The organism is Collimonas sp. PA-H2 (genome assembly GCF_002564105.1).
In the GTDB taxonomy this organism is placed as follows: domain Bacteria; phylum Pseudomonadota; class Gammaproteobacteria; order Burkholderiales; family Burkholderiaceae_D; genus Collimonas.
Genome location: NZ_PDBX01000001.1, coordinates 3,302,529 through 3,326,720, shown reverse-complemented (window position 1 = coordinate 3,326,720; position 24,192 = coordinate 3,302,529). Strand labels below are relative to the sequence as shown.

Below are 24,192 nucleotides of genomic sequence, written 5' to 3'. Positions count from 1 at the left end.
CTTGCTGTGCCGCCGCGCTGATGAAGCGCAGCGGCAACGTTATTGAATATCTATCGCGGTCCCAATTCGAGGCTGCAGCTTAAGCGGTCGGTTTCCAGATCTGGCCGATCGACAAGCTGGTCAGTTTCTTCTTGCGGCCGTACCACAGATTGGCGAAACCGCGCGAGACGAACACCGCCGAGAAAATCGAAGTCAGGATACCCAGGCAGTGCACCACAGCAAAGCCTCGGATCGCGCCGGAACCGAAAATCAGCAATGCCAGACCGGCGATCAGGGTGGTGACGTTGGAGTCCAGGATGGTGGCCCAAGCGCGGTCGAAACCGATAGAGATCGCAGCCTGCGGCGAATTGCCGTTGCGCAGTTCTTCGCGGATACGTTCGTTCACCAGCACGTTGGAGTCGATCGCAATACCCAGGGTCAGCGCAATCGCGGCGATACCTGGCAAGGTCAGGGTGGCCTGCAAGGTCGACAGCACGGCGATCAGCAGCAGCAGGTTGACCGACAGGGCCAGCACGCTGAAGAAACCGAACAGCATGTAGTAGATGATCATGAACACGGCAATCACCGCAAAACCGTACATGGTCGAGTCAAAACCCTTCTTGATATTCTCGGCGCCCAATTGCGGTCCGATGGTGCGTTCTTCGATGATGGTCATCGGCGCCGCCAGCGAACCGGCGCGCAGCAGCAGCGCCAGGTCGGAGGCCGCTTCCGCCGAGCCCATGCCAGTGATCTGGAAGCGCGAACCGAGTTCGCTCTGGATCGTCGCCACGGTCAGGACTTCGCCCTTGCCTTTTTCAAACAGCACGATGGCCATCGCCTTGCCGACCTTGCCGCGGGTAGCATCGCGCATCTTGCGGCCGCCGTCGCCGTTGAGGTCGATGCTGACTGAAGGCTGCTGGTTCTGGTCAAAGCTGAGGGAAGCGCTGGAAATATAGTCGCCGGTCAGGACCGGGTCCTTGTACAGCACTACCGGCGCATTCTTGCCGACCTTGAACAGCTCGGAGCCGAACGGAACGGCAGCCGTGGCTTCAGTGCCGCGCGTGACCGACTCGTCCACCATGCGCACTTCCAGCGTCGCGGTGCGGCCGATGATGTCCTTGGCGCGCGAAACGTCTTGCACCCCAGGCATCTGCACCACGATGCGGTCCGCGCCCTGGCGCTGGATGATCGGTTCGCTCACGCCCAGCTCATTGACCCGCTTCGACAGCGTAGTGATGTTTTGCGTAACGCCGTTGTCGACGATCTGCTTGAGCGCTTCCGGTTTCAGCGAGGCGGTCAGCATCGGATCGCTGCCGGCAACCGGCGGCGCTACCTGGATCGACATTTCGGTCAACTGCGGTGTCAGGATATTGCGCGCCTTGTCGAGCGTATCCTGGTCGCGGAAACTGATTTCGATGGTGTCGCCATTGCGGTTGATGCCGCTGTAGCGGATATCCTTGTCGCGCAATTCGCTGCGGGCGCTGGCTTGCAAGCCTTGCAGGCGCTTGTTGATGACCGCCTTGGTGTCGACCTGCATCAGGAAGTGCACGCCGCCGCGCAAATCCAGGCCCAGGTACATCGGGAACGCATGGATGGCTTGCAGCCAGTGCGGCGTGTTCGGCACCAGGTTGAAGGCGACCACGTAGACCGGATCGGTCGGATCTGTATTCAGGTTTTGCTCCAGCAAAGCCTTGGCCTTGAACTGGGTGTCGGTATCGTGGAAACGGGCGCGCACCGTGCCTTGGGCGCCGGCGTTCTCAAACGTGACGCTGTCCGTCGGCAAATTGCCCTGCTTCAGCACTTGCGACACCCGGTCGGCGAGCGAACTGTCGACCTTGAGGGTCGATTTACCGCTGCTTACCTGTACCGCCGGCGATTCGCCAAAAAGATTCGGTATGGTGTACAGCACGCCAAACAGCAGCGCGATGACGATCAGAATATATTTCCAGAGAGGATAGCGATTCATATTGATTCAGCGTTCTGTGTGAGTCTCAGAGGGAGTCTCTTGCTTGCATGGTTAATGCAGCCGATGCCCTGCGTGCAATGTCTTGTAGTACTGCGCTTGGGCATTGCGCCGCCAGGCTCTTTTTTTATTCCGGACTATACATTTGAAGAGAGCACCCGCCTGGATGCTCTCGTTCCATCAGTCTGGCGCCTGCTTACAGTGCCGTCTTGATCGTGCCCTTTGGCAGCAATGTAGTGACCGAACCCTTTTGCACCACGACTTCAGTACCGCTGGCGATTTCCAGGGTGATGTAGCCGTCGGCAACCTTGGTGATCTTGCCCAGCATGCCGCCGGCCGTCACCACTTCATCGCCCTTGCCGAGCGCTTCCATCATTGCTTTCTGTTCTTTCTGACGCTTCATTTGCGGACGGATCATCAGGAAGTACAGCACCACGAACATCAGGATGATTGGCAAAAAGCTGGTCAGGTTGCCGCTCAGACCCAGCGGGCCGGTGGCAGCAGTAGCCGCAGGTGCAGTTTGCGCGTAAGCGCTAGAAATAATTGACACGAGTTGCTCCAGGTAATAGTTTGAAAATAGCCCAGCATTCTAGCATTGGGTAACGGCATGCAACCGTCCAGCCGCTCCCCGGCGCTATATATTGCCGGGAAAATCGGCCCAACCCGCCGCCACTATAGTAGCGCCAGTAGATTGGACCAGTGGGCTTAGAGCCGTTTACCGGAAAATAGTTGCAAAATACATACTTCCCATCAAGCAAATCTTATACGCCTTATACGCCGCGCGCCCGGTCCAGATGGAACTGGGTCACAAATACGCTGAACTGCCCCACATCCAGCGCTGCCCGGATATTTTTCATCAAATCCAGGTAGTAATGCAGATTGTGTATCGTATTCAGGCGCGCGCCAAGGATTTCGCCGGTGCGATGCAAATGATGCAAGTACGCACGCGAGAAGTTGCGGCAGGCATAGCAGCCGCAGGTCTCGTCCAGCGGCTTTTCATCGTCCTTGTAGCGGGCATTCTTGATCTTCAGGTCGCCGAAACGGGTAAACAGCCAACCATTGCGGGCATTCCGCGTCGGCATCACGCAATCGAACATGTCGACCCCGTTTTCGACGCCGGCCACCAGGTCTTCCGGCGTGCCGACGCCCATCAGATAGTGCGGCTTGTCGGCCGGCAGGCGCGGGCCGATATGTTCCAGCACGCGCATCATTTCTTCCTTCGGCTCACCGACCGACAGGCCGCCGATGGCGATGCCATGGAAACCGACATCTTCGAGGCCGGCCAGCGATTCGTCGCGCAGGTTTTCAAACATGCCGCCCTGGACGATGCCGAACAGCGCGTTCGGATTTTCCAGCTGGTCGAATTCGTTCTTGGAACGCTTGGCCCAGCGCAGCGACATGCGCATCGATTGCGCCGCTTCCTCGCTAGTGGCGGGACGGCCGTCGATTTCGTAGGGCGTGCATTCGTCGAACTGCATCACGATGTCGGAATTCAGCGATTTCTGGATCTGCATCGACACCTCGGGCGAGAGGAACAGCTTGTCGCCGTTGATCGGCGAGGAAAACTTCACGCCCTCTTCGGTAATCTTGCGCATCGCGCCCAGCGAAAACACCTGGAAACCGCCGGAATCGGTCAGGATCGGCTTGTCCCAGGCCATGAATTTGTGCAGGCCGCTGAACTTGTCGATGACGTCGGTGCCTGGCCGCAGCCATAAATGAAAAGTGTTGCCGAGGATGATCTGCGCCTCGATCTCGACCAGCTCCAGCGGCGACATCGCCTTCACCGAGCCGTAAGTGCCGACCGGCATGAAAATCGGCGTTTCGACCGTGCCGTGGTTCAGTTTCAGACGTCCGCGGCGGGCTTTGCCTTCGGTTTTTATCAGGGTAAATTCAAGCATGGATGGTATTTTCAACAATCAAAATTAAACGGTATAAGTAAGCAGCATTGCGTCGCCGTAGCTAAAGAAGCGATAGTGCTGGGCGATGGCATGGACATAGGCGGCACGTATGCGGTCATAGCCGGCAAAAGCCGAGACCAGCATCAGCAAAGTCGATTTCGGCAAATGGAAATTCGTGATCAGGCGGTCCACAGTCTTGAAGCGGTAACCCGGGGTTATGAACAACGCGGTATCGGCGCTGCCGGCCTGCAGGGCGCCGGATTGCGACGCCGATTCCAGCGCCCGCAGGCTGGTGGTGCCGACTGCGACCACTTTGCCGCCGGCCGCCTTGGTGCCGCGCACCGCGTCCACCGTGGCCTGGCTGATGGTGTACCACTCGCTGTGCATCTTGTGTTCCGCCAGGTTTTCGCTGCGCACCGGCTGGAAGGTGCCGGCGCCTACGTGCAGCGTGACATAGGCGAAGACTATGCCCTTCTGGCGCAATTGTTCCAACAATGCCTGGTCAAAATGCAAACCCGCGGTCGGCGCAGCCACGGCGCCCGCATGTTTGGCGTAGACGGTTTGATAACGGGTCTCATCGAAAGCATCGGCATCGTGCTCGATATACGGCGGCAGCGGCAAGCGGCCATGGGCCTCGATCAATTCGAACACATCGGCGGGAAATTGCAGCGTATAGAATTCGCCGACCCGCTCGCCCACCGTGACGTCGAAAGCATCGGCCAGGCGAATCCTGGCGCCGGCCGGCGGCGATTTCGAGGCGCGTACCTGGGCGTGCACGGTGCGGTCGTCCACCACGCGCTCAACCAGCACCTCGACCTTGCCGCCGGTTTCCTTGATGCCGAAGAAGCGCGCCTTGAGCACGCGGGTATCGTTAAACACCAGCAAATCGCCGGCATTCAGCTGTTCGACAATGTCGGTAAATTGACGATCTATCAATTGTTCGCCATCCAGGTGCAGCAGGCGCGAGGCGCTGCGCTCGGACAGCGGCGTTTGCGCGATCAGTTCAGGCGGCAGGTCGAAATCGTAGTCGGAAAGAGAGTGCATGCTCGGATAAATAATGAAAAATGACGCTCGGGTTGCCATTACAGCTATAGGCTTTACAATGGCAAACGCTGAAATCCGTCCATGACAAGGATACAGCGGCTTGATAAGCAAGCCAGTGAGCAAACCCGCTATTTTACGCCCTGCCAGCCTCAGCCCCCCGTTAACAGTTCGATAAACAGCCCGATATGCCAGCTCCAAAGCGAAAACCTGCTGCCAAACCCGCCTCCGTCCCAGCCGCGAACACCCGCGCCAGCAAGCTGGAGAAGCTCGGTTTGCGCACCGACATGGACCTGGTTTTGCACCTGCCGCTGCGCTACGAAGACGAAACCGAGATTGTCAGCATCCGGCAGGCCGGCATGATGGGCGCCAGCATCGCCCAGGTAGAAGGGGTAGTCAGCTCTTGCGAGATCCAGTACCGGCCGCGCCGCCAGCTGATCGTCACGATCGCCGACGACAGCGGCCAGCTGGTGATGCGCTTCCTGAATTTCTACGGCAGCCAGACCAAGCAGCTGGCGGTCGGCACGCGGGTCCGTGCGCGCGGCGAAATCCGCCACGGCTTTTTCGGCGCCGAGGTAGTCCATCCGAATTATAAAGTGGTGCTGGAAGGCGCGCCGCTGCCCGACGTCCTGACGCCGGTGTATCCGGCCGGCGAAGGCCTGTCGCAGGTGTTCCTGCGTAAGGCGATCGCCGACGCCATGCAGAACATCGAGTGGCGCGACACCTTGTCGCCGGCGCAGCTGGCGGCGCAGCAGCTCAGCCCGTTCGAAGACGCCGTGCGCCTGCTGCACAATCCGCCGCCCGAAGTGGATGAACACGCGCTGGAAGACCGTTCGCATCCAGCCTGGGTCAGAATGAAATTCGACGAGCTGCTGGCCCAGCAGCTCTCTTTGAAACGCGCCCAGGTTGCGCGCCGCGCCAAGAATGCGCGGGCCTTGCCGCTGGTCGGACAATTGTCGGCGGCCTTCCTCGCAACCTTGCCGTTTACCTTGACCAAGGCACAGCAGCGGGTGGTGGCCGAGATCAGCCAGGACTTGCGCGCCTCGTTCCCGATGCAGCGCCTGCTGCAAGGCGATGTCGGCAGCGGCAAGACCGTGGTGGCGGCGCTGGCGGCGGCGCAGGCCATCGACAGCGGCTACCAGGCGGTGCTGATGGCGCCCACCGAAATCCTGGCCGACCAGCATTTCCGCAAGATCGCTGCCTGGATGGAACCGCTCGGGGTGCAGGTCGCCTGGCTTACCGGCAGCCTGAAAAAGAAGGAAAAACTGGCGGCGCAAGCCATGATCGAATCCGGTGCGGCGCAGCTGGTGATCGGCACCCACGCCCTGATACAGGACAGCGTACAGTTCGCCAAGCTGGGGCTGGTGATCGTCGATGAACAGCACCGCTTCGGCGTCGGCCAGCGGCTGGCGTTGCGCAACAAGACCACTTCCGAGAACGGCGGCGAGGATGCCCCACCGGCAACGGTGCAAGCCGCGGCGGTGGTGCCGCATCAGCTGATGATGAGCGCCACGCCGATCCCGCGCACGCTGGCGATGACCTACTATGCCGACCTGGAAATTTCAGTGATCGACGAACTACCGCCCGGCCGCACGCCCATCGTCACGCGCGCGGTCGACCAGATCCGGCGCGATGAAGTGATCGCGCGCGTCCACGCCGCCGTGCAGGACGGCCGCCAGGCATACTGGGTCTGCCCGTTGATCGAAGAATCGGAAGCCTTGCAGCTGCAGACTGCCACCGAGACCTATGCCATGCTGGCGGAAGCGCTGCCCGACCTGCGCGTCGGCCTGGTGCATGGCCGCCTCAAGCAGGCCGAGAAGCAGGAAGTGATGGATGCCTTCAGCGCCGGCGAATGCCATGTGCTGGTGGCCACCACGGTGATTGAAGTCGGGGTCGATGTGCCGAACGCCTCGCTGATGGTGATCGAGCATGCGGAACGCTTCGGCCTGTCGCAGCTGCACCAGCTGCGCGGCCGGGTTGGACGCGGTTCTGCAGCCAGCGTATGCTTGTTGTTATACCAAAGCCCGCTTGGCCATATTGCCAAGCAGCGCTTGATGACCATGCGCGAGACCACCGACGGCTTTGAAATCGCCCGGCGCGACCTGGAAATCCGCGGTCCCGGCGAATTCCTGGGCGCACGGCAGTCGGGCCAGGCCATGCTGCGCTTCGCCGACCTGATGACCGACCAGTGGCTGGTCGACCGCGCGCGCGAGCTGGCGCATACGCTGCTGCAGGAACCGACGCCGGCCAACAACGCCACCGTCAGCGCCCATCTGGCGCGCTGGCTGGGCGGGCGGGAAGACTTTCTCAAGGTGTAGCGGAGGCTGCGTTTGCAGCAAGGATTACCGGAGCGCAGGAACGGCATTGAAACACGGAGATACATGCTCTCTTAAAAAATATGCGAAGATAACAACATGACTCTGACCGAACTCAAATATATCGTCGCGGTAGCGCGCGTAAAGCACTTTGGCCATGCCGCGGAAGCTTGCTTCGTGGCGCAGCCGACTCTCTCCGTCGCCATCAAGAAGTTGGAAGACGAGCTGGGCGTGGTGATCTTCGAAAGAGGCGGCACCGAGATTTCGGTGACGCCGCTGGGCGTGCAGATCGTGGCGCAGGCGGAACGGGTGCTGGAGCAAACCGCCACCATCCGCGAAATCGCCAACCAGAACAAGGATCCGCTGGCCGGACCGCTGCGCCTCGGCATCATCTACACCGTCGGTCCCTACCTGCTGCCGCCGCTGGTGAAAACCATGATCGAGCAAGTGCCGCAGATGCCGCTGGTGCTGCAGGAAAATTTCACCGTCCGCCTGCTGGAGCTGCTGCGCCAGGGCGAACTGGACGCCGCCATCATCGCCCTGCCGTTTCCCGAGCATGGCCTGATGGTGCAGCCGCTGTACGACGAACCGTTCGTGGTAGCGCTGCCCAAGCACCATGCCTGGGCCGAGCGCGCCAGCATCAGCGCCCAGGACCTGAAATCGGAAACCATGCTGTTGCTGGGCAACGGCCATTGCTTCCGCGACCAGGTACTGGAAGTGTGCCCGGAAATGTCGCGCTTCTCGACCGCCGGCGACGGCATCGCCCGCACCTTTGAAGGCTCTTCGCTGGAAACCATACGCCACATGGTGGCTTCCGGCATCGGCATCACCGTGCTGCCGCAAGCGTCCGTGCCCGACCTGGACGCCAAGGACGGCATGCTGCGTTATGTTCCGTTCACTGACCCCGGGCCTTCACGCCGGGTGGTGATCGTCTGGCGCAAGAGCTTTACCCGCCACGCCGCCATCGAGGCCGTGCAAAAGGCCGTGCTGGCCTGCGGCCTGAAAGGCGTGAGCCTGCTGCATGACGCGCTAGCCATCGAAGGCTGAAGCGGCCCCGGCCGCCGTCTTCAGCGAGACCTTTTACAGGTCTCTTTTTTTGATCATCCAGATCGCAATATATCGTCATGAATCTAGCGCAATGAATCGCCTCAAACTCTACTTCCAGCTGGTCCGCCTGAACAAACCGATCGGCATCCTGCTGCTGCTGTGGCCGACCCTGGCCGCCCTGTGGCTGGCGGCCGGCGGCAAGCCGGCCTGGACGCTGGTGGCGATCTTCTGCGCCGGCACCGCGCTGATGCGTTCGGCCGGCTGCGCCATCAACGATTACGTCGACCGCGACTTCGACAAGCATGTCAAACGCACCGCCGAACGGCCGCTCACCAGCGGCAAGATCGCCGCCTGGGAAGCCGTCATGGTCGCGCTGCTGCTGACCTTGCTGTCGCTGCTGCTGATCCTGCCGCTCAACACGCTGACCAAGGAATTGTCGGTGATCGCGGTGATCGTCGCCGGCAGCTATCCCTACTTCAAGCGCTTCTTCGCGATTCCGCAAGCCTACCTTGGCATCGCCTTCGGCTTCGGCATCCCGATGGGCTTTGCCGCCGTCCAGGGCACGGTGCCAATGGCGGCCTGGCTGCTGCTGGTCGCCAATGTATTCTGGGCGGTGGCCTACGATACCGAATACGCCATGGTCGACCGCGACGACGACCTCAAGATCGGCATCCGCACCTCGGCGATCACTTTCGGCCGTTACGACGTGCTGGCGATCATGCTTTGTTATGCGGCCAGTTTGGGTTTAGTATTTGCTGTAGGCTGGCAATACGGCCTGCGCGGCTGGTTCTGCGCCGGCGTGCTGCTGGCGGCCGCTTGTGCGCTCTATCACTACCGCCTGATCCGCAACCGCGACCGGGACGGCTGCTTTGCCGCTTTTCGCCACAACAACTGGCTGGGGGCGGCGGTATTTGCAGGCATTGCGCTGGACTACGCCCTGCGCTAAGAACCCTGCGTTATTTTATGTGATATATTAGACAACATCTTTCCCCGCAATCCACATTGAAGAGGCAAACATGGCTACTACCGATAACGTTACAGAAATGCGCGACAATCTGGCAGGCGAACTCAAATCGGTCATCAAGGATGCAGAAAACCTGCTCGACGATACCCATGAGCACGCTGAAACCAAGTACAACCAGGCTCGCGCCAAGCTGAAAGCGGCGCTGGAAACCGCCAAATCGGAATTGCCGAAAGCGACCAAGAAAGCGGTGGAAAAGACTAGGCACGCAGCCCACGTGACCGACGAATACGTTGGCGACAATCCATGGAAGGCCGTCAGCGTGGCAGCCGTTATTGGCTTGCTGGCCGGCCTGGCGATCGGCCGCAACAGATAAGATCCCCTGCTTTCAGCAGTACCCTAAAAAAAACAGCGCCCATCGCAATACGATGGGCGCTGTTTTTTTGTGGAGTGAGCAGGTTTTTCGCCCACGCGTGGGACAAATGCCCCTACGTCAGTCGCGCCCGAACTCGTCACCCAGCTCCTGCCCGCGCGCCGCCGCCGCCTTGATGGCGTTGACGATGGCTTGCTTGACACCGGCATGCTCCATGCTGGTCAAAGCAGCGTAGGTGGTGCCGCCTTTCGAAGTCACCCGCTCGCGCAGCAGGGCAACCGGCTCCGTCGATTGCGCCGCCAGCTGCGCCGCGCCGGTAAAGGTGGCCTTGGCCAGTTCGATGCCCTGCTCCGCGGTCAGTCCCAGTTCCTGGGCCGCCTGCTGCATCGCTTCGATGAAATAGAACACATAGGCCGGGCCGCTGCCGGACACCGCCGTCACCGCATCGATCTTCGCCTCATCGTCCAGCCACACCGTGCTGCCGACTGCCTGCATGATCAGGTCGGCGGTTTCGCGCTGCTGCGGCGACACGCCGGCGCCGGCGACCATGCCAGTGATGCCCTTGCCGATCAGCGCCGGCGTATTCGGCATGCAGCGCACGATGACGTCATGGCCGCCCAGCCAGCGCGACATGTCGGCGGCGCGGATGCCGGCGGCGATCGACAGCACCATTTGCGTAGTGAGGTAGGGCCGCAGCTGGCCGATCACCTGCTTCATCTGCTGCGGCTTGACCGCCAGCACGATGACGTCGCTGACGCTGACCATGGCGTCGATCTCGCTGGCCGGCGTGACGCCGAAGCGCTGCGTCAAACTCTGCAATGCCTCCAGGTTGGGATCGATGACATGGATATTGCCGCCGTCGGTGACCTTGCCTGCCAAGCCGCCGATCAGTGCGGCCGCCATATTGCCGCCGCCGATGAAACTGATGTTCAACTGTTTTTTCATGTTCATGATTGAATGGTCCGCTCACGTTGTCCAAAAATTGCACTGCCGACGCGCACGATGGTGGCGCCTTCTTCGATCGCCACCGCCATATCGGCCGACATGCCCATCGATAGAGTATCCAGTTGCGCGGCATGCGCCGGCAACCCGGCTTGTAATTGCTGCAGCAATTCGCGCGTCTGGCGGAACGCCGCATGCTGTTTCTGCAGATCCTGGGTCGGCTCGGGAATCGCCATCAGGCCGCGCAACGCCAGCCGCGGCAATCCGATGATGGTGCGTGCCGCGTCCAGCACCTGGTCCGGCGCCATGCCGCTCTTGCTGGCTTCGCCGCTGATATTCACTTGCAGGCAGATATTCAGCGGCGGCAGGTGCGGCGGCCGCTGCTCCGACAGGCGCTGGGCGATTTTTTCACGCTCCACGGTATGGACCCAGGAAAAATTTTCCGCGATCGGGCGCGTCTTGTTGCTTTGGATCGGACCGATAAAGTGCCATTCCAGCAAGGTCTCGGCCGCAGAGCCGCGCTCAGCCTGCAGCGTGAGATCGACTGCCGCCATCTTGGCCACGGCTTCCTGCAGATAGTTTTCGCCAAAGGCGCGCTGGCCGGCGGCGATTGCCTCCAGCACCATGTCGGCGCCGAAGGTCTTGGACACCGCCAGCAAGGCGACACTGTCAGGCCGGCGCGACACCGCGGCGGCGGCAGCTTGAATACTGGCATGGACGGCTTGCAACTTCTGGGACATTAAGGACATAATCGGAGACTTTGGAAATTGCCGTAAAGAACTACTAACTTGTACCACCAAACACCGGCAGTTGGCTTGTTTGGAAACTTTTTTCAGGATTTTGCCGCTGGCGAGATCGAGAAGAAAGCGCTACAAGGTAGCACGCGGCTCCAAAGATGCCTTTCAACAAACAAAATTCAGCACAGGGATTATAAATGGACATTTCCGAACTTCTGGCATTTTCGGTGAAGAATAAGGCATCCGATTTGCATCTATCCGCAGGCTTGCCGCCGATGATCCGGGTTCATGGAGATGTACGCCGCATCAACCTGCCGCCGCTCGAACACAAAGACGTGCACTCGATGATCTATGACATCATGAACGACGGCCAGCGCAAGGCTTACGAAGAACACCTGGAGTGCGATTTCTCATTCGAAATCCCGGGCCTGGCGCGCTTCCGCGTCAATGCCTTCAACCAGGACCGCGGCGCCGCCGCCGTGCTGCGGACCATTCCTTCCACCGTGCTGACGCTGGAGCAGCTCAATGCGCCGCGCATCTTTGCCGAACTGTCGCTCAAGCCGCGCGGCCTGGTGCTGGTCACCGGCCCGACCGGTTCCGGCAAATCGACCACGCTGGCAGCGATGGTGAACCACGTCAATGAAAACGAATACGCACACATCCTGACCATCGAAGACCCGATCGAATTCGTGCATCAGTCCAACAAATGCCTGATCAACCAACGCGAAGTCGGTCCGCATACCCATTCGTTCAGCAATGCGCTGCGCTCGGCCTTGCGGGAAGACCCGGACGTGATCCTGGTCGGTGAGTTGCGCGACCTGGAGACCATCCGCCTAGCCATGACTGCAGCAGAAACCGGTCACCTGGTGTTCGGCACATTGCACACTTCGTCCGCCGCCAAAACCATCGACCGTATCGTCGACGTCTTCCCGGCGGAAGAAAAAGAAATGGTGCGCGCCATGCTGTCGGAATCGCTGCAGGCGGTGATTTCGCAAAGCCTGCTGAAAACCAAGGACGGCTCCGGCCGCGTCGCCGCCCATGAAATCATGCTGGGCACGCCGGCGATCCGCAACCTGATCCGCGAAAGCAAGATCGCCCAGATGTATTCGGCGATCCAGACCGGCAGCAACATGGGCATGCAGACCCTGGATAGCAACCTGACCGATCTGGTCAAGCGCAATGTGATTTCGCTGGCGACAGCGCGTGCCGCGGCCAAGACGCCGGATAATTTCCCTGGCTAAAAATAGCTTGCCGCTGGCGGCGCTGGCCACCCGTTGCAGCCGCCACGCAATGTAATTAAAAAAGGCGGATGATGTGTCATGCAGTTCACACCGCTCCGCCCTGACACTGTTATTGTTTTACTAGGATAGACATGGAACGCGATCAAGCAACCAAATTCATGCACGACCTGCTGCGCCTGATGGTCAGCAAGCGAGGCTCCGATCTGTTCATCACCGCAGACTTCCCGCCCGCCTTCAAGATCGACGGCAAGATCACGCCGGTCTCGAACCAGGCGCTGACCGCCGTCCACACGCTGGAACTGGCGCGCGCCATCATGAGCGACAAGCAGGCGGCGGATTTCGAAGAAACCAAGGAATGTAATTTCGCCATCAGCCCGGGCGGCCTTGGGCGCTTCCGCGCTTCCGCCTTCATCCAGCAGGGCCGGGTCGGCATGGTGTTGCGGACGATTACCACCGACATCCCGAAATTCGAAGACCTGGGCCTGCCGCCAACGCTCAAGGAAGTGGCCATGACCAAGCGCGGCCTGGTGATCATGGTCGGCGCCACCGGTTCCGGCAAGTCGACCACGCTAGCGGCGATGATCGGCTACCGCAATGAAAACAGCTACGGCCACATCATCACGATTGAAGATCCGGTGGAATACATCCATCCGCACAAGAACTGCATCGTGACCCAGCGCGAAGTCGGCGTCGATACAGAAAACTGGGGCGTGGCCCTGAAGAACACCCTGCGCCAGGCGCCGGACGTGATCCTGATCGGCGAAATCCGCGACCGCGAAACCATGGACTACGCCATCGCCTTCGCCGAAACCGGCCACCTATGCCTGGCCACCCTGCATGCCAACAGCTCCAACCAGGCGCTCGACCGCATCATCAACTTCTTCCCGGAAGAGCGCCGGCCGCAGCTGCTGATGGACTTGTCGCTCAACCTGAAAGGCATCGTTTCGCAACGCCTGGTGCCGCTGAAAACGGTGAAGGGACGCGCGGTCGCAGTTGAGATCCTGCTGAATTCGCCATTGATTTCCGACCTGATCTTCAAGGGCGACGTCCATGAAATCAAGGAAATCATGAAGAAGTCGCGCGAGCTCGGCATGCAGACTTTCGACCAGGCCCTGTTCGATTTGTATGAAGACGATAAAATCAGCTATGAAGACGCTTTGCGCAACGCCGATTCGGTCAATGACCTGCGGCTTTCCATCAAACTGCGCGGCAAGGACGCAAAAGACCGCGACCTGTCTGCCGGCACTGAACATCTGGGGATCGTATGAGCAAGGACACTAGCGGCACAAAGATCTATGACTTTACCGTCAATCAGCTGGACGGCAAGCCCAGCTCGCTGGAAGCTTACCGCGGCAAGGTGCTGCTGATCGTGAACACCGCCAGCAACTGCGGCTTCACACCGCAGTACAAGGGCCTGGAAGAGGTTTACCAGAAATACCATGCGCAAGGTTTTGAAGTGCTGGGTTTTCCCTGCAATCAATTCGGCGCGCAGGAACCGGGTACCGCCGAAGAGATCGGCGCTTTTTGCGAAAAGAACTTCGGCGTCACTTTTCCCTTGTTCGAGAAAATCGACGTCAACGGCGACCACGCCGCACCGCTCTACCAGTACCTGAAGAACGCGGCGCCCGGCTTGCTGGGCAGCGAAGGCATCAAGTGGAATTTCACCAAGTTCCTGGTGGACAAGGACGGCGCGATTGTCGACCGTTTTGCGCCGCAAACCAAGCCGGAATCGCTGGCTGCGGATATAGAAAAGCTGCTGGGATAAAAAAACAGCCTGGGTCAGAACTGTCTGACCCAGGCTGCATTCTGTTGCGTTCGACTGGCCTTCTTAGTGCGCCATCTGCAGGCCGTACACCAGCGCCGCCAGCACCCCGCCGCAAATCGAACCGAGCACCGGCACCAGGGCATAGCCCCAGTCGCTGTCGCGCTTGCCTGGAATCGGCAGCAAGGCGTGCATCAGGCGTGGTCCCAGATCGCGCGCCGGATTGATCGCGTAACCCGTGGTGCCGCCCAGTGAAACACCGATGCTCATCACCAGCAACGCTACCGGCAATGCATCCAGCGCGCCTAGGCCCATCTTCGGCGACGCGATATTCAATACGCAATACACCAGCACGAAGGTACCGACCACTTCCGACACGATGTTGCCGAATTTGTTGCGGATCGCCGGCGCGGTGCAGAAAGCCGCCAGCTTGAGATTGCCGTCCTCGGTTTCGGCAAAGTGATTGCGGTACACCAGCCACACCAGGAAGGCGCCCATCATGCCGCCCAACATTTGTGACAGGATATAGCCCGGTACGGTACCCCAGGCGAACTTGCCGGCCACCGCCAGCGCCAGCGTCACCGCCGGATTCAGGTGGGCGCCGCTGGAAGACGCCGCGACGAACACGCCGACAAATACCGCCATCGCCCAGCCGACGGTGATCACGATCAGGCCACTACCGTGGCCGTGGGTTTTACTCAACAAGACGTTGGCAACCACACCGTTGCCAAGCAGGACAATCAGGGCAGTGCCCACGAATTCAGCTAAAAAGGGAGTCATGACGAACTCTTTCGGTAATAGGAGGGGGAGGAACAGAGCAATTCCTTGCTCTGTCCTGCTGCTCATTCAATAACGGGAAATCCGGTTTCAGGTCAGGAATCTGCCCACACCGTGGCCGCTGCAATCGCGCGCTGCCAGCCTTTGATGCTGCTCTGCACTTCTTCCGCCGGCAGCGCCGGCTTGAAACGCTGGTCGAGCTGCCACTGTCCTTGCACATCGGCTGTGCTGCTCCAGTAGCCGACTGCCAGGCCAGCCAGATAGGCGGCGCCGAGCGCAGTGGTTTCCGTGACTTTCGGACGCACCACATCGACACCAAGGATGTCCGACTGGAATTGCATCAACAGGTTGTTGGCTGTGGCGCCGCCATCGACCCGCAGTTCCGGAATCACGATACCGGCATCGGCTTCCATCGCCTTCAGCACGTCCATGGTCTGGTAGGCGATGCTGTCCAGCGCCGCGCGGGCGTAGTGGGCTGACGTGGTGCCGCGGGTGATGCCGAAAATGGTGCCGCGCGCATGCGGGTTCCAGTGTGGCGCGCCGAGACCGGCGAAGGCCGGCACCAGGTAGACGCCGTCGCTGCTCTTGACGCTGCGCGCCAGTGCTTCGATTTCGGTGGAAGTCTTGATGATGCCGAGGCCGTCGCGCAGCCACTGCACCACCGCGCCGCCGATGAAGATGCTGCCTTCCAGCGCATAGCTGACTTCGTTGCCGATCTTCCAGGCCACCGTGGTCAGCAGGTTGTTCTTGGAAATGATCGGCTTGGTGCCGGTGTTCATTACCATGAAGCAGCCGGTGCCGTAAGTATTCTTGACCATGCCAGGCTTGGTGCACATCTGGCCGAACAGGGCAGCTTGCTGGTCGCCGGCGATGCCGGCAATCGGAATTTCCGAACCGAAGCCGGACACTTCCGTGTGACCATAGACTTCGCTGGAAGAACGCACTTCCGGCAGCATGCTGCGCGGCACGCCCATGATTTCCAGCAGTTCGTCGTCCCACTGCATGGTGTGGATATTGAACAGCATGGTGCGCGAAGCATTGGAGACGTCGGTCACATGCAGTTTGCCGCGCGTCATGTTCCATACCAGCCAGGTGTCCACCGTACCGAACAGCAGACGGCCCTGGTCGGCCAGTTGCTGGGCGCCTTCGACATTATTCAGGATCCAGCGGATCTTGGTGCCGGAAAAATAGGAATCGACCAGCAGGCCGGTCTTGGCGCGGATGGAGTCCGCCAGACCGTCAGCCTTCAGCTGGTCGCAGAAAGCGGCAGTGCGGCGATCCTGCCAGACGATGGCGTTGTAGATGGCCTTGCCGGTTTCGCGGTCCCAGACGATCGTGGTTTCTCGCTGATTGGTGATGCCGATGGCGGCGATCGAAGTGCCGTTGAGGCCGACGTTGGTGGAAGCTTCGGCAGCAACGCCAACCTGGGTCGACCAGATTTCCTGCGGATCATGCTCGACCCAGCCCGGCTGCGGATAAATCTGGCGAAATTCTTTCTGCGCTGAAGAAACGATATTGCCCTGGCGATCGAACAGGATGGCGCGCGAGCTGGTAGTCCCTTGATCCAGGGCTAAAATGTATTTATCTTTCAACTTGTCTACTCCAAGGTTGGTAAATCCGCCTGTGCGGATCGGGGCGACTTTGATCCGGCCAAGCGGCTGGATCCGTCTGTTTTATCTACCGGCTGCGCAAGCAGTAATGCTGCCTGCAGCGCCGGGGCAATACCGGGGGTGAATCGTCAGGCTCGCATGGCGGCAACCGGCGCCGGCACTTGCGTCTGCTCCTGCAGCCACGTACGCAGCCTGTCTACAGCTACAGCATCAAGGCGCAATCCCAGCTTGGAACGACGCCACAGAATATCTTCCACCGTCAAAGCCCATTCATTGCGCATCAGGTAGCGCACTTCCGCTTCATACAGGTCGGCGCCGAACAGTTCGCCCAGCGCGGCGACGTCGTGAATGCCGTCCAGCAGGCGCGCCGTGCGGGTGCCGTAGGCGCGCGCATAGCGGGTCGCCAGCGAGGCCGGCAGCCAGGCATGGCGCTGCTGGAAAATCCGCAGGAACTCTGCAAAGTCGGCGTTGGCGATATCGCCGCCCGGCAGCGCTTCATGCGCGGTCCAGTGCGATTTCATATAGCCGAACAGCGGCTGCAGGTGCTCCATTACTTCTTCCGCCAGCCGGCGGTAAGTGGTGATCTTGCCGCCGAATACCGACAGCACCGGCGCCAGGCCGGGTTCGTTTCTCAGTTCCAGCTTGTAATCGCGGGTGACGGCGGATGGATTGGCGACTTCTTCTTCCAGCAAAGGACGCACGCCCGCATACGACCACACTACTTGCTGCGGCGTCACCGCCACTTCGAAATAGCGGTTCACGGATTCGCACAGATAGGCGGTTTCTTCCTCGGAAATCCCGACCTTGCCCGGATCGGCGCTGTATTCCACGTCGGTGGTGCCGATCAGCGTGAAGTCGTTTTCGTAAGGAATCGCAAAGACGATGCGCTTGTCCGGATTCTGGAAAATGTAGGCGTGGTCGTGATCGAACAAACGCTTGGTGACGATATGGCTGCCCTTGACCAGGCGAATGTGATGCTGCGCCGGCGTATTCAGGGCGCCGTTCAAAAGGCTGGCGACCCATGGGCCGGCGGCGTTGACGATGCAACGCGCCCGCACTTCGCTGGTCTCGCCGGTCTCAGTCGACAACAGAGTGGCGTCCCAGTACTGGCTGCCTTGGCGCGCCTGGATCATGCGGGTCCGGGTGAGGATGGTGGCGCCGCGCTCCTTGGCGTCCATGGCGTTAAGCACCACCAGGCGCGCGTCTTGCACCCAGGCGTCGGAATAGACGAAGCCCTTGGTCAGGGACTTCTTGAGCGGCGCACCGGCCACGTGCTTGCGGAAATCGATAGTGCGCGACCCCTCCAGCAATTCACGCTTGCTGAGGTTATCGTACAGAAACAGGCCGGCGCGTATCATCCAGGCCGGCCGCAGGCTCGATACATGCGGCATGACGAAGCGCAGCGGCGCGATGATATGCGGCGCCATGCGCAGCAGCAGCTCGCGCTCCTGCAGGGCCTTGCGCACCAGGCTGAATTCGTAATGTTCAAGGTAACGGAGGCCGCCGTGGATCAGCTTGGTGCTGGCGGAAGAAGTGTGCGAAGCCAGATCGTCCTGCTCGCAAAGCAACACGCTGAGGCCGCGGCCGACCGCGTCGCGCGCAATCCCGGCGCCGTTAACGCCGCCGCCCACTACCAGCAAATCTACAATTTCACCTGATGCCACAGCTATCTCCTTGTGTCGGTAACGCACTCATCGGACAAACACCGTATTGCTATTTAGCAAAGCCAGCATGTTCGCAATGTCACCGCACATCATAAAATATTTATATTCGAAAGTATATTGTTCGAATTCGAACATAGATAATCATTTATATTTATCAATAGTAATTATTTGATAGAGATAAACTTAAACAAGGATAGTTAATTTCAATCTCGCCTATGGCGGCGCCGAGGCGTTGAGACGTCAAACCGCGGACCAAGGGCTAGCGGATCCAGACCGGCTGGACCGCTACATCGAAGTCGAAAATAAAGGGAAGTAGGAATGTCGCCGCCACGCAACAGCATCAGCGATGAGCGGGCTTGCCGCCAGGGCGCTTGGCCAGGTCAGCTAGGAGGCGTTGCTGCCGGCTACGAACACATCGATTTTCGCATCGGCAAAGATGCTGCTCATTTCCTCCGGCACCGGCTGGTCGGTAAACAAGGCGTTGACCTTCGATATGTCGCCCAGCCGCACCAGCGCCGGCCGGCGGAACTTGGAATGGTCGGCGACCAGGAAAACGGTGCGTGAATGTTCGATGATCGCTTCCGATACGCGCACCTCGCGATAGTCGAAATCGCGCAAGGTGCCGTCGGCCTCGATGCTGGAAATACCGATGATGCCGAAATCGACCTTGAAGCGGCGGATGAAATCGATGGTTTCTTCGCCGGTGATACCAAGGTCGCGCGCGCGCACCACGCCGCCGGTGATGATCACCTCGCAGCCGGGATAGCCGCTCATGATCGCCGCCACGTTCAGGTTATTGGTGATGACGCGCAGGTTGCGGCGCCGGCTCAGCGCCTTCGCCACCTCTTCGTTGGTGGTGCCGAGATTGATGAAGAGCGTGGCCTGGTCGGGAATATGCTCGACCACCAGCGCGGCGATGCGGCGCTTCTCTTCCGAATACAAACCCTGGCGCGCACCGTAAGCGATGTTCTCGGCGCTGGACGGCAGGCCGACGCCGCCGTGATAGCGCTGCAGCAGGTTCAGCTCCGCCAGCAAGTTGATGTCGCGGCGGATGGTTTGCTGGGTAATCTGGAAACGCGTGGCTAGATGTTCCACCGTCACGAAACCGTCGCGCTGTACGTAGCTCAACAGTTCTTGCTGACGGCCATTCAGCTTTAGCGTGGATATTTCTGGCATGAAACCTGTCCCGAGCGTATTTTTTCAAAGGTTTTTATTATGATTGGAATTCCCCGGCATGGGGGAATCCATGCCGGGATTGTAGCGGACTAATCCTTGGAGACGCGATAGATTTGCATGACAGCCTGCAAAATGGTAACGGTATCATTTTCATTGATGTTAGAATTTCACCATGGAAAAAGAAACCCTGATGGATGCAGTCGTTGCCGACGTCACCGCGCGCCGCAAAGGCGGCCGCAAGACCGGCGGCTTTACCTTGCGCGACGTCGCCAAGCTGGCCGGCGTCGCGCCGATCACCGCTTCGCGCGCATTGAACACGCCGGATGCGGTTTCCACCAAGGTGCTGCAAAAAGTCCAGGCCGCCGTCCAGCAAACCGGCTACGTGCCGAACCTGCTGGCCGGAGCGCTGGCGTCGCAGAAAAGCCGCCTGGTGGCGGCAGTGGTTCCCACCCTGTCCGGCCCGATGTTCCTGGAAACCGTGGAGGCGCTGACCGATACCCTGGCCTCAGCCGGCTACCAGGTCATGCTGGGCCAGAGCGGCTATGAAAATTCACGCGAGGATGCCTTGCTGGACGCTATCATCGGCCGCCGTCCCGACGGCATCGTGCTGACCGGCATCAACCGCTCGGCGCAGGCGCGCCGGCGTTTGCTGGCGAGCGGCATTCCAGTAGTCGAAACCTGGGACCTGACGCCGACGCCGGTCGACATGCTGGTCGGCTTTTCCCATGAAAAGATCGGCATCGCGGTGGCCCAGTACCTGCACGCCGCCGGCCGCCGCCGGGTTGCCGCCATCGGCGCCAGCGACGACCGCAGCCGCCGCCGCGTCAGCGCTTTTTCCCAAGAAGCAATCCGGCTCGGCATGGCGCCGGCGCAGGCCAGCGACATTCCTTCCTGCGAAGTAGCCGCGCCCACCACGCTCGGCAACGGCCGCAGCGGACTGAAACAACTGCTGGCGCGCGCCCCCGATATCGACGCTGTGTTCTGCAGCTCCGACATGCTGGCGCTGGGCGTCATGATCGAGGCGCAAGCCAGCAACATCTCCATTCCACAACAACTGGCGGTGATCGGCCTGGGCGACCTCGGTTTTTCGCGCGACCTGCAGCCGCCGCTGACCACTGTGCGCATCGACGGCACGGTCATCGGCAGCACCGCCGCGCGCTTCATCATCGCCCGCTCCGAAGGCAAAACTGTTGCGGAACCGGTCTGCGACATCGGCTTCACCATCATAGAGCGCGCCAGCGTTTAAGCCTCTTTTTTACAAAAATAAGCATTGACAGTCAAAAATGGGACCGCTACCATTTGAATTGGTAGCGGTCCCATTTTGTAGAAACACCGGGTTGAAAGCAGCGCTGTACACACGGTGGAACACGACGCCGATGCAGGCAGCATCACCCGCTTCAACATTCATCCAGTCACAGGCAGCCACACATGACACCATCGAGCACACAGGTCCCGGGCAGTCCCCTCATCGTCGACATGCGCGTCGTGCCGGTCGCCGGCCGCGACAGCATGCTGCTCAACCTGAGCGGCGCGCACGGCCCCTATTTCACCCGCAACATCGTGATCCTCACCGACAGCGCCGGCAATACCGGCGTCGGTGAAGTGCCGGGCGGCGAACGCATCCGGCAAACACTGGAAGATGCACGGCCGCTGCTGCTGGGCAAAGCGATCGGCAACTACCAGGCCATTCTCAACAGCGCCCGCAGCGCATTCAGCGAACGCGACGCCGGCGGCCGCGGCTTGCAAACCTTCGACTTACGCATCGCGATCCATGCCGTGACGGCGCTGGAAGCCGCCCTGCTCGACCTGCTGGGAAAGTTCCTCGGGGTACCGGTGGCGGCGTTGCTAGGCGAAGGCCAGCAGCGCGAGGCGGTAAAGATGCTGGGCTATCTGTTCTACATCGGCGACCGCACCGTCACCGACCTGCCCTACGCCAGCGAACCGGATGCCGGCGACGACTGGCTGCGCCTGCGCCATCAGCCGGCGCTCGACGCGCAAGCAGTGGTGGCGCTGGCGGAAGCGGCCTATCATCGCTACGGTTTCAACGATTTCAAACTCAAGGGCGGCGTGCTGCGCGGCGAAGATGAAATGGAAGCCGTGACGGCGCTGGCGGAACGCTTCCCGCAGGCGCGCATCACGCTCGATCCGAACGGCGGCTGGCTGCTCAAGGATGCCATCCGCCTGTGCCGCGACCAGCATGCGGTGCTGGCCTATGCCGAAGATCCCTGCGGCGCCGAGAACGGCTTTTCCGGACGCGAAGTCATGGCCGAATTCCGCCGCGCCACCGGCTTGCAGACCGCTACCAACATGATCGCCACCGACTGGCGCGAAATGGGCCACGCGATCCAGCTGCAATCGGTCGACATTCCGCTGGCCGATCCGCACTTCTGGACCATGCAGGGCTCAGTGCGGGTGGCGCAGATGTGCCATGAATGGGGCCTGACCTGGGGTTCGCATTCCAACAATCACTTCGATATCTCGCTGGCGATGTTCACGCATGTGGCGGCAGCCGCGCCCGGCAACATCACGGCCATCGATACCCACTGGATCTGGCAGGATGGCCAGCGTCTGACCACGGAACCGTTGCAGATCGTCGGCGGCATGATCGATGTGCCGAAAAAGCCGGGCCTAGGCATCGAACTCGACCTGGTGCAGCTGGAAGCCGCGCATCAGCTGTATCGCAACATGGGACTAGGCGCGCGCGACGATGCCGTCGCCATGCAATACCTGATCCCTGGCTGGAAATTCGACAACAAGAAGCCTTGCCTGCTGCGTTAGCAGCAACAGCAGCAGGTGGCGGCGACAAAGATTCCGTAATAGCCGCATCATGCAAATCCGTATGCCCATCCATCGCATGACCAGCAATGAGGTAAGCAACATGATTCAGCAATTTGATTATCCTGTCCGCGTGATCCGCGCCGAGAGCGCCATCGTCGGCGAGTCGCCGGTGTGGTCGCAGCGTGAACAGGCTTTGTACTGGGTGGATATCCTGAAGCCGGCGCTGTATCGCTTTGATCCTGTTTCGGGACAACAGCGCAGCTGGAGCGCTCCCGCCGCCATCGGCTCGATCAGCTTGGCGCAGAACGGCAAGATCGTCGCCGCCCTGCGCAGCGGCTTCCACTGGTTTGACCCGGCCGACGCCAGCTGGACCCTGATAGCGCATCCGGAACCGCATATTCAGAATAACCGTCTCAACGACGGCAAGACCGGTCCTGACGGCGCCTTCTGGGCCGGCACCATGGACGACCGCGCCGACAAGCAAGCCTGCGCTTCGCTGTACCGGCTGGCGCCGGACGGCAGCATCAGCGCCCACGGCAACCAGCTGGTGGTCTCGAACGGCCTGGCATGGAGCCCTGACGGCCGCACCATGTACCACTCCGATTCGCGCCGGGCGGTGATCTACCGTTATGATTTCGATGTCGCCGGCGGCACGCTCGGCCCGCGCCAAGTGTTCGTGCAGATGCAGCCGGAATGGGGCCGTCCCGACGGCGGCGCTGTCGACGCCGAGGGCTGTTACTGGGGTTGCGGCATCACTGCCGGGCGCATCAACAAATTCTCGCCGCAAGGCCAACTGCTGGGATACCTGCCGCTGCCGGTGTCGCGTCCAACCATGTGCGCCTTCGGCGGCGCCGACCTGAAAACGCTGTACGTCACTTCGCTCACTGAAAACATGAGCAACGATGAACTGGCGCGCGAGCCGCTGGCCGGCGCGCTGTTCGCGGTCGACATGCCGGTAGCGGGCACGCCGGTCGCGGAGTTCGGCTGATGAAAACCATCGTGCTTACCGGCGCCGCCGGCAATATCGGCAAGGTCCTCCGGCAGCAATGGTCGGACGGGCGCTATCAGCTACGGCTCAATGACATCAAGCCGCTCGGCCCGATGGCCGCCCATGAAACGCAGCACAGCGGCGATCTGCGCGACGCCGCTTTTTGCGCAGAGCTGCTGGCAGGCGCGGACACCGTCGTTCACATGGCAGGCATCGGCACCGACCTGGAACTTGATCTGCTGATCGAACATAACCTGAAAGCCCTGCTCAGCGTGTACCAGGCTGCCCGTACCCATGCAGTGCGCATGATCTACGCCAGCTCCAACCACGCCATCGGCATGTACTCCACGGAATTCGAGATCGACGAATACGCCGCGGTGCGGCCGGACAGCCTGTACGGCATCAGCAAAGTATGGGGTGAAGGCATCGCCCGGCTGTACTACGACAAGCACGGCGTCGAATCGGTCTGCCTGCGCATCGGCTCCTTCGAAACCGAGCCGTTCGAGCGGCGCCATTTGCACTCATGGCTGTCGCACCCCGACATGCAGCACCTGGCCGAATGCTGCATCGAAGCGCCGCAGGTTGGATTCCAGATCATTTATGGCGTATCCGCCAACAGCCGGCGCTGGTGGCAACAGACAGATAATCCGCTCGGTTACCAGCCGCAAAGCAATGCGGAAGACTTTGCCGCACGGATTGCCGATATTCCAAACAGAGGCGGTCCGCTGGCCGAGCAGTTCCAGGGCGGTGGCTTCGCGGCGGCAGACTATTCCAATAAAAAATGAAAGCAAACCGGCAGGCGGGCAGACGGATGCCGGCGGACAGGAGCCGTCCAGGCTTTCATCTGCGCATGCGACCACCTGGATTTCTTGAGAGTGCAGCAGTTCCGGAATCACCATGACGCCACCAAGGCGATCAGTTAAAAAACTAACCGAGACAA

21 protein-coding genes are annotated in these 24,192 nt (G+C 60.6%); 11 read left to right on the top strand and 10 right to left on the bottom strand.

The features are described from left to right. Window positions 1-79: 79 nt before the first annotated feature. The 4 genes from secD to queA all read right to left on the bottom strand — a co-directional run bounded on the left by secD (window position 80) and on the right by queA (window position 4,884). Window positions 80-1,945, bottom strand: coding sequence for a protein translocase subunit SecD (gene secD, locus BCF11_RS15230; protein WP_098495473.1), 1,866 nt, complete (start codon window positions 1,943-1,945; stop codon window positions 80-82). A gap of 193 nt (window positions 1,946-2,138) precedes the next feature. Next, window positions 2,139-2,492, bottom strand: a complete 354-nt coding sequence (yajC, locus tag BCF11_RS15225) for a preprotein translocase subunit YajC (RefSeq protein ID WP_061937298.1) — start codon at window positions 2,490-2,492, stop codon at window positions 2,139-2,141. A 220-nt stretch (window positions 2,493-2,712) separates the two neighbouring features. Next, the gene (tgt, locus tag BCF11_RS15220) at window positions 2,713-3,840 is read right to left on the bottom strand and encodes a tRNA guanosine(34) transglycosylase Tgt (RefSeq protein WP_061937295.1); all 1,128 of its coding nucleotides are present in this window, start codon (window positions 3,838-3,840) and stop codon (window positions 2,713-2,715) included. Between the two features lie 24 nt (window positions 3,841-3,864). Beyond that, window positions 3,865-4,884 (bottom strand): tRNA preQ1(34) S-adenosylmethionine ribosyltransferase-isomerase QueA, encoded by a 1,020-nt coding sequence (gene queA, locus BCF11_RS15215; RefSeq protein ID WP_098495472.1) that lies wholly within the window; start codon window positions 4,882-4,884, stop codon window positions 3,865-3,867. Between the two features lie 185 nt (window positions 4,885-5,069). On the opposite strand from queA, the gene recG reads away from it, so the two are divergent. From recG to BCF11_RS15195, 4 genes are all read left to right on the top strand, one after another. After that, entirely contained in the window at window positions 5,070-7,199 is a 2,130-nt protein-coding gene (gene recG / locus BCF11_RS15210; RefSeq protein ID WP_098495471.1) for an ATP-dependent DNA helicase RecG, read from the top strand. Window positions 7,200-7,295: 96 nt separating this feature from the next. Next, window positions 7,296-8,243, top strand: a complete 948-nt coding sequence (locus tag BCF11_RS15205) for a LysR substrate-binding domain-containing protein (RefSeq protein ID WP_098495470.1) — start codon at window positions 7,296-7,298, stop codon at window positions 8,241-8,243. Between the two features lie 91 nt (window positions 8,244-8,334). After that, entirely contained in the window at window positions 8,335-9,189 is an 855-nt protein-coding gene (gene ubiA / locus BCF11_RS15200) for a 4-hydroxybenzoate octaprenyltransferase (protein WP_098495469.1), read from the top strand. A gap of 70 nt (window positions 9,190-9,259) precedes the next feature. Beyond that, window positions 9,260-9,580 (top strand): YqjD family protein, encoded by a 321-nt coding sequence (locus BCF11_RS15195; protein ID WP_098495468.1) that lies wholly within the window; start codon window positions 9,260-9,262, stop codon window positions 9,578-9,580. Between the two features lie 117 nt (window positions 9,581-9,697). On the opposite strand, the gene proC is transcribed toward BCF11_RS15195, so the two are convergent. After that, complete coding sequence (proC, locus tag BCF11_RS15190) at window positions 9,698-10,522, bottom strand: pyrroline-5-carboxylate reductase (RefSeq protein WP_098495467.1); 825 nt, start codon at window positions 10,520-10,522, stop codon at window positions 9,698-9,700. A 2-nt stretch (window positions 10,523-10,524) separates the two neighbouring features. Then, the gene (locus BCF11_RS15185; protein ID WP_098495466.1) at window positions 10,525-11,268 is read right to left on the bottom strand and encodes a YggS family pyridoxal phosphate-dependent enzyme; all 744 of its coding nucleotides are present in this window, start codon (window positions 11,266-11,268) and stop codon (window positions 10,525-10,527) included. Between the two features lie 185 nt (window positions 11,269-11,453). Between BCF11_RS15185 and BCF11_RS15180 the strand changes: the two genes are divergently transcribed. The 3 genes from BCF11_RS15180 to BCF11_RS15170 all read left to right on the top strand — a co-directional run bounded on the left by BCF11_RS15180 (window position 11,454) and on the right by BCF11_RS15170 (window position 14,262). Then, window positions 11,454-12,497: a type IV pilus twitching motility protein PilT gene (locus tag BCF11_RS15180; protein WP_098495465.1), complete on the top strand. Its 1,044-nt coding sequence runs from the start codon at window positions 11,454-11,456 to the stop codon at window positions 12,495-12,497. Window positions 12,498-12,628: 131 nt separating this feature from the next. Further along, the gene (locus BCF11_RS15175; protein WP_061937269.1) at window positions 12,629-13,765 is read left to right on the top strand and encodes a PilT/PilU family type 4a pilus ATPase; all 1,137 of its coding nucleotides are present in this window, start codon (window positions 12,629-12,631) and stop codon (window positions 13,763-13,765) included. Continuing rightward, window positions 13,762-14,262, top strand: a complete 501-nt coding sequence (locus tag BCF11_RS15170) for a glutathione peroxidase (protein WP_143751337.1) — start codon at window positions 13,762-13,764, stop codon at window positions 14,260-14,262. The genes BCF11_RS15175 and BCF11_RS15170 overlap by 4 nt, the downstream gene beginning before the upstream one ends. Before the next feature lie 63 nt (window positions 14,263-14,325). On the opposite strand, the gene BCF11_RS15165 is transcribed toward BCF11_RS15170, so the two are convergent. The 4 genes from BCF11_RS15165 to BCF11_RS15150 form a co-directional block, all read right to left on the bottom strand. Next, window positions 14,326-15,039, bottom strand: a complete 714-nt coding sequence (locus tag BCF11_RS15165) for an MIP/aquaporin family protein (protein ID WP_098495464.1) — start codon at window positions 15,037-15,039, stop codon at window positions 14,326-14,328. 92 nt (window positions 15,040-15,131) lie between these two features. Then, the gene (glpK, locus tag BCF11_RS15160; protein WP_098495463.1) at window positions 15,132-16,628 is read right to left on the bottom strand and encodes a glycerol kinase GlpK; all 1,497 of its coding nucleotides are present in this window, start codon (window positions 16,626-16,628) and stop codon (window positions 15,132-15,134) included. Window positions 16,629-16,774: 146 nt separating this feature from the next. Further along, window positions 16,775-18,310: a glycerol-3-phosphate dehydrogenase gene (gene glpD, locus BCF11_RS15155; protein WP_233212495.1), complete on the bottom strand. Its 1,536-nt coding sequence runs from the start codon at window positions 18,308-18,310 to the stop codon at window positions 16,775-16,777. Window positions 18,311-18,694: 384 nt separating this feature from the next. Continuing rightward, a complete protein-coding gene (locus BCF11_RS15150) occupies window positions 18,695-19,486 on the bottom strand; it encodes a DeoR/GlpR family DNA-binding transcription regulator (RefSeq protein WP_098495462.1) in 792 nt (263 codons plus the stop codon). Window positions 19,487-19,658: 172 nt separating this feature from the next. On the opposite strand from BCF11_RS15150, the gene BCF11_RS15145 reads away from it, so the two are divergent. The 4 genes from BCF11_RS15145 (at window position 19,659) to BCF11_RS15130 (ending at window position 24,037) form a co-directional block, all read left to right on the top strand. After that, window positions 19,659-20,732, top strand: a complete 1,074-nt coding sequence (locus BCF11_RS15145; protein ID WP_098495461.1) for a LacI family DNA-binding transcriptional regulator — start codon at window positions 19,659-19,661, stop codon at window positions 20,730-20,732. A 182-nt stretch (window positions 20,733-20,914) separates the two neighbouring features. Continuing rightward, entirely contained in the window at window positions 20,915-22,264 is a 1,350-nt protein-coding gene (gene gudD / locus BCF11_RS15140) for a glucarate dehydratase (protein ID WP_098495460.1), read from the top strand. Window positions 22,265-22,364: 100 nt separating this feature from the next. After that, complete coding sequence (locus BCF11_RS15135; RefSeq protein ID WP_158229204.1) at window positions 22,365-23,252, top strand: SMP-30/gluconolactonase/LRE family protein; 888 nt, start codon at window positions 22,365-22,367, stop codon at window positions 23,250-23,252. Next, window positions 23,252-24,037: an NAD(P)-dependent oxidoreductase gene (locus BCF11_RS15130; protein WP_098495458.1), complete on the top strand. Its 786-nt coding sequence runs from the start codon at window positions 23,252-23,254 to the stop codon at window positions 24,035-24,037. Before BCF11_RS15135 ends, BCF11_RS15130 begins: the two co-directional genes overlap by 1 nt. Window positions 24,038-24,192: the final 155 nt, after the last annotated feature.

Excerpts from the sequence above, each read along its gene's own strand:
- BCF11_RS15165 (WP_098495464.1), bottom strand. The coding sequence starts at position 15,039 with ATGACTCCCTTTTTAGCTGAATTCGTGGGCACTGCCCTGATTGTCCTG.
- ubiA (WP_098495469.1), top strand. The coding sequence starts at position 8,335 with ATGAATCGCCTCAAACTCTACTTCCAGCTGGTCCGCCTGAACAAACCG.
- BCF11_RS15135 (WP_158229204.1), top strand. The coding sequence starts at position 22,365 with ATGATTCAGCAATTTGATTATCCTGTCCGCGTGATCCGCGCCGAGAGC.
- BCF11_RS15180 (WP_098495465.1), top strand. The coding sequence starts at position 11,454 with ATGGACATTTCCGAACTTCTGGCATTTTCGGTGAAGAATAAGGCATCC.
- BCF11_RS15130 (WP_098495458.1), top strand. The coding sequence starts at position 23,252 with ATGAAAACCATCGTGCTTACCGGCGCCGCCGGCAATATCGGCAAGGTC.
- proC (WP_098495467.1), bottom strand. The coding sequence starts at position 10,522 with ATGAAAAAACAGTTGAACATCAGTTTCATCGGCGGCGGCAATATGGCG.
- BCF11_RS15185 (WP_098495466.1), bottom strand. The coding sequence starts at position 11,268 with ATGTCCTTAATGTCCCAGAAGTTGCAAGCCGTCCATGCCAGTATTCAA.
- BCF11_RS15150 (WP_098495462.1), bottom strand. The coding sequence starts at position 19,486 with ATGCCAGAAATATCCACGCTAAAGCTGAATGGCCGTCAGCAAGAACTG.
- secD (WP_098495473.1), bottom strand. The coding sequence starts at position 1,945 with ATGAATCGCTATCCTCTCTGGAAATATATTCTGATCGTCATCGCGCTG.
- BCF11_RS15145 (WP_098495461.1), top strand. The coding sequence starts at position 19,659 with ATGGAAAAAGAAACCCTGATGGATGCAGTCGTTGCCGACGTCACCGCG.
- BCF11_RS15195 (WP_098495468.1), top strand. The coding sequence starts at position 9,260 with ATGGCTACTACCGATAACGTTACAGAAATGCGCGACAATCTGGCAGGC.
- tgt (WP_061937295.1), bottom strand. The coding sequence starts at position 3,840 with ATGCTTGAATTTACCCTGATAAAAACCGAAGGCAAAGCCCGCCGCGGA.
- BCF11_RS15170 (WP_143751337.1), top strand. The coding sequence starts at position 13,762 with ATGAGCAAGGACACTAGCGGCACAAAGATCTATGACTTTACCGTCAAT.
- BCF11_RS15205 (WP_098495470.1), top strand. The coding sequence starts at position 7,296 with ATGACTCTGACCGAACTCAAATATATCGTCGCGGTAGCGCGCGTAAAG.
- gudD (WP_098495460.1), top strand. The coding sequence starts at position 20,915 with ATGACACCATCGAGCACACAGGTCCCGGGCAGTCCCCTCATCGTCGAC.
- recG (WP_098495471.1), top strand. The coding sequence starts at position 5,070 with ATGCCAGCTCCAAAGCGAAAACCTGCTGCCAAACCCGCCTCCGTCCCA.
- queA (WP_098495472.1), bottom strand. The coding sequence starts at position 4,884 with ATGCACTCTCTTTCCGACTACGATTTCGACCTGCCGCCTGAACTGATC.
- BCF11_RS15175 (WP_061937269.1), top strand. The coding sequence starts at position 12,629 with ATGGAACGCGATCAAGCAACCAAATTCATGCACGACCTGCTGCGCCTG.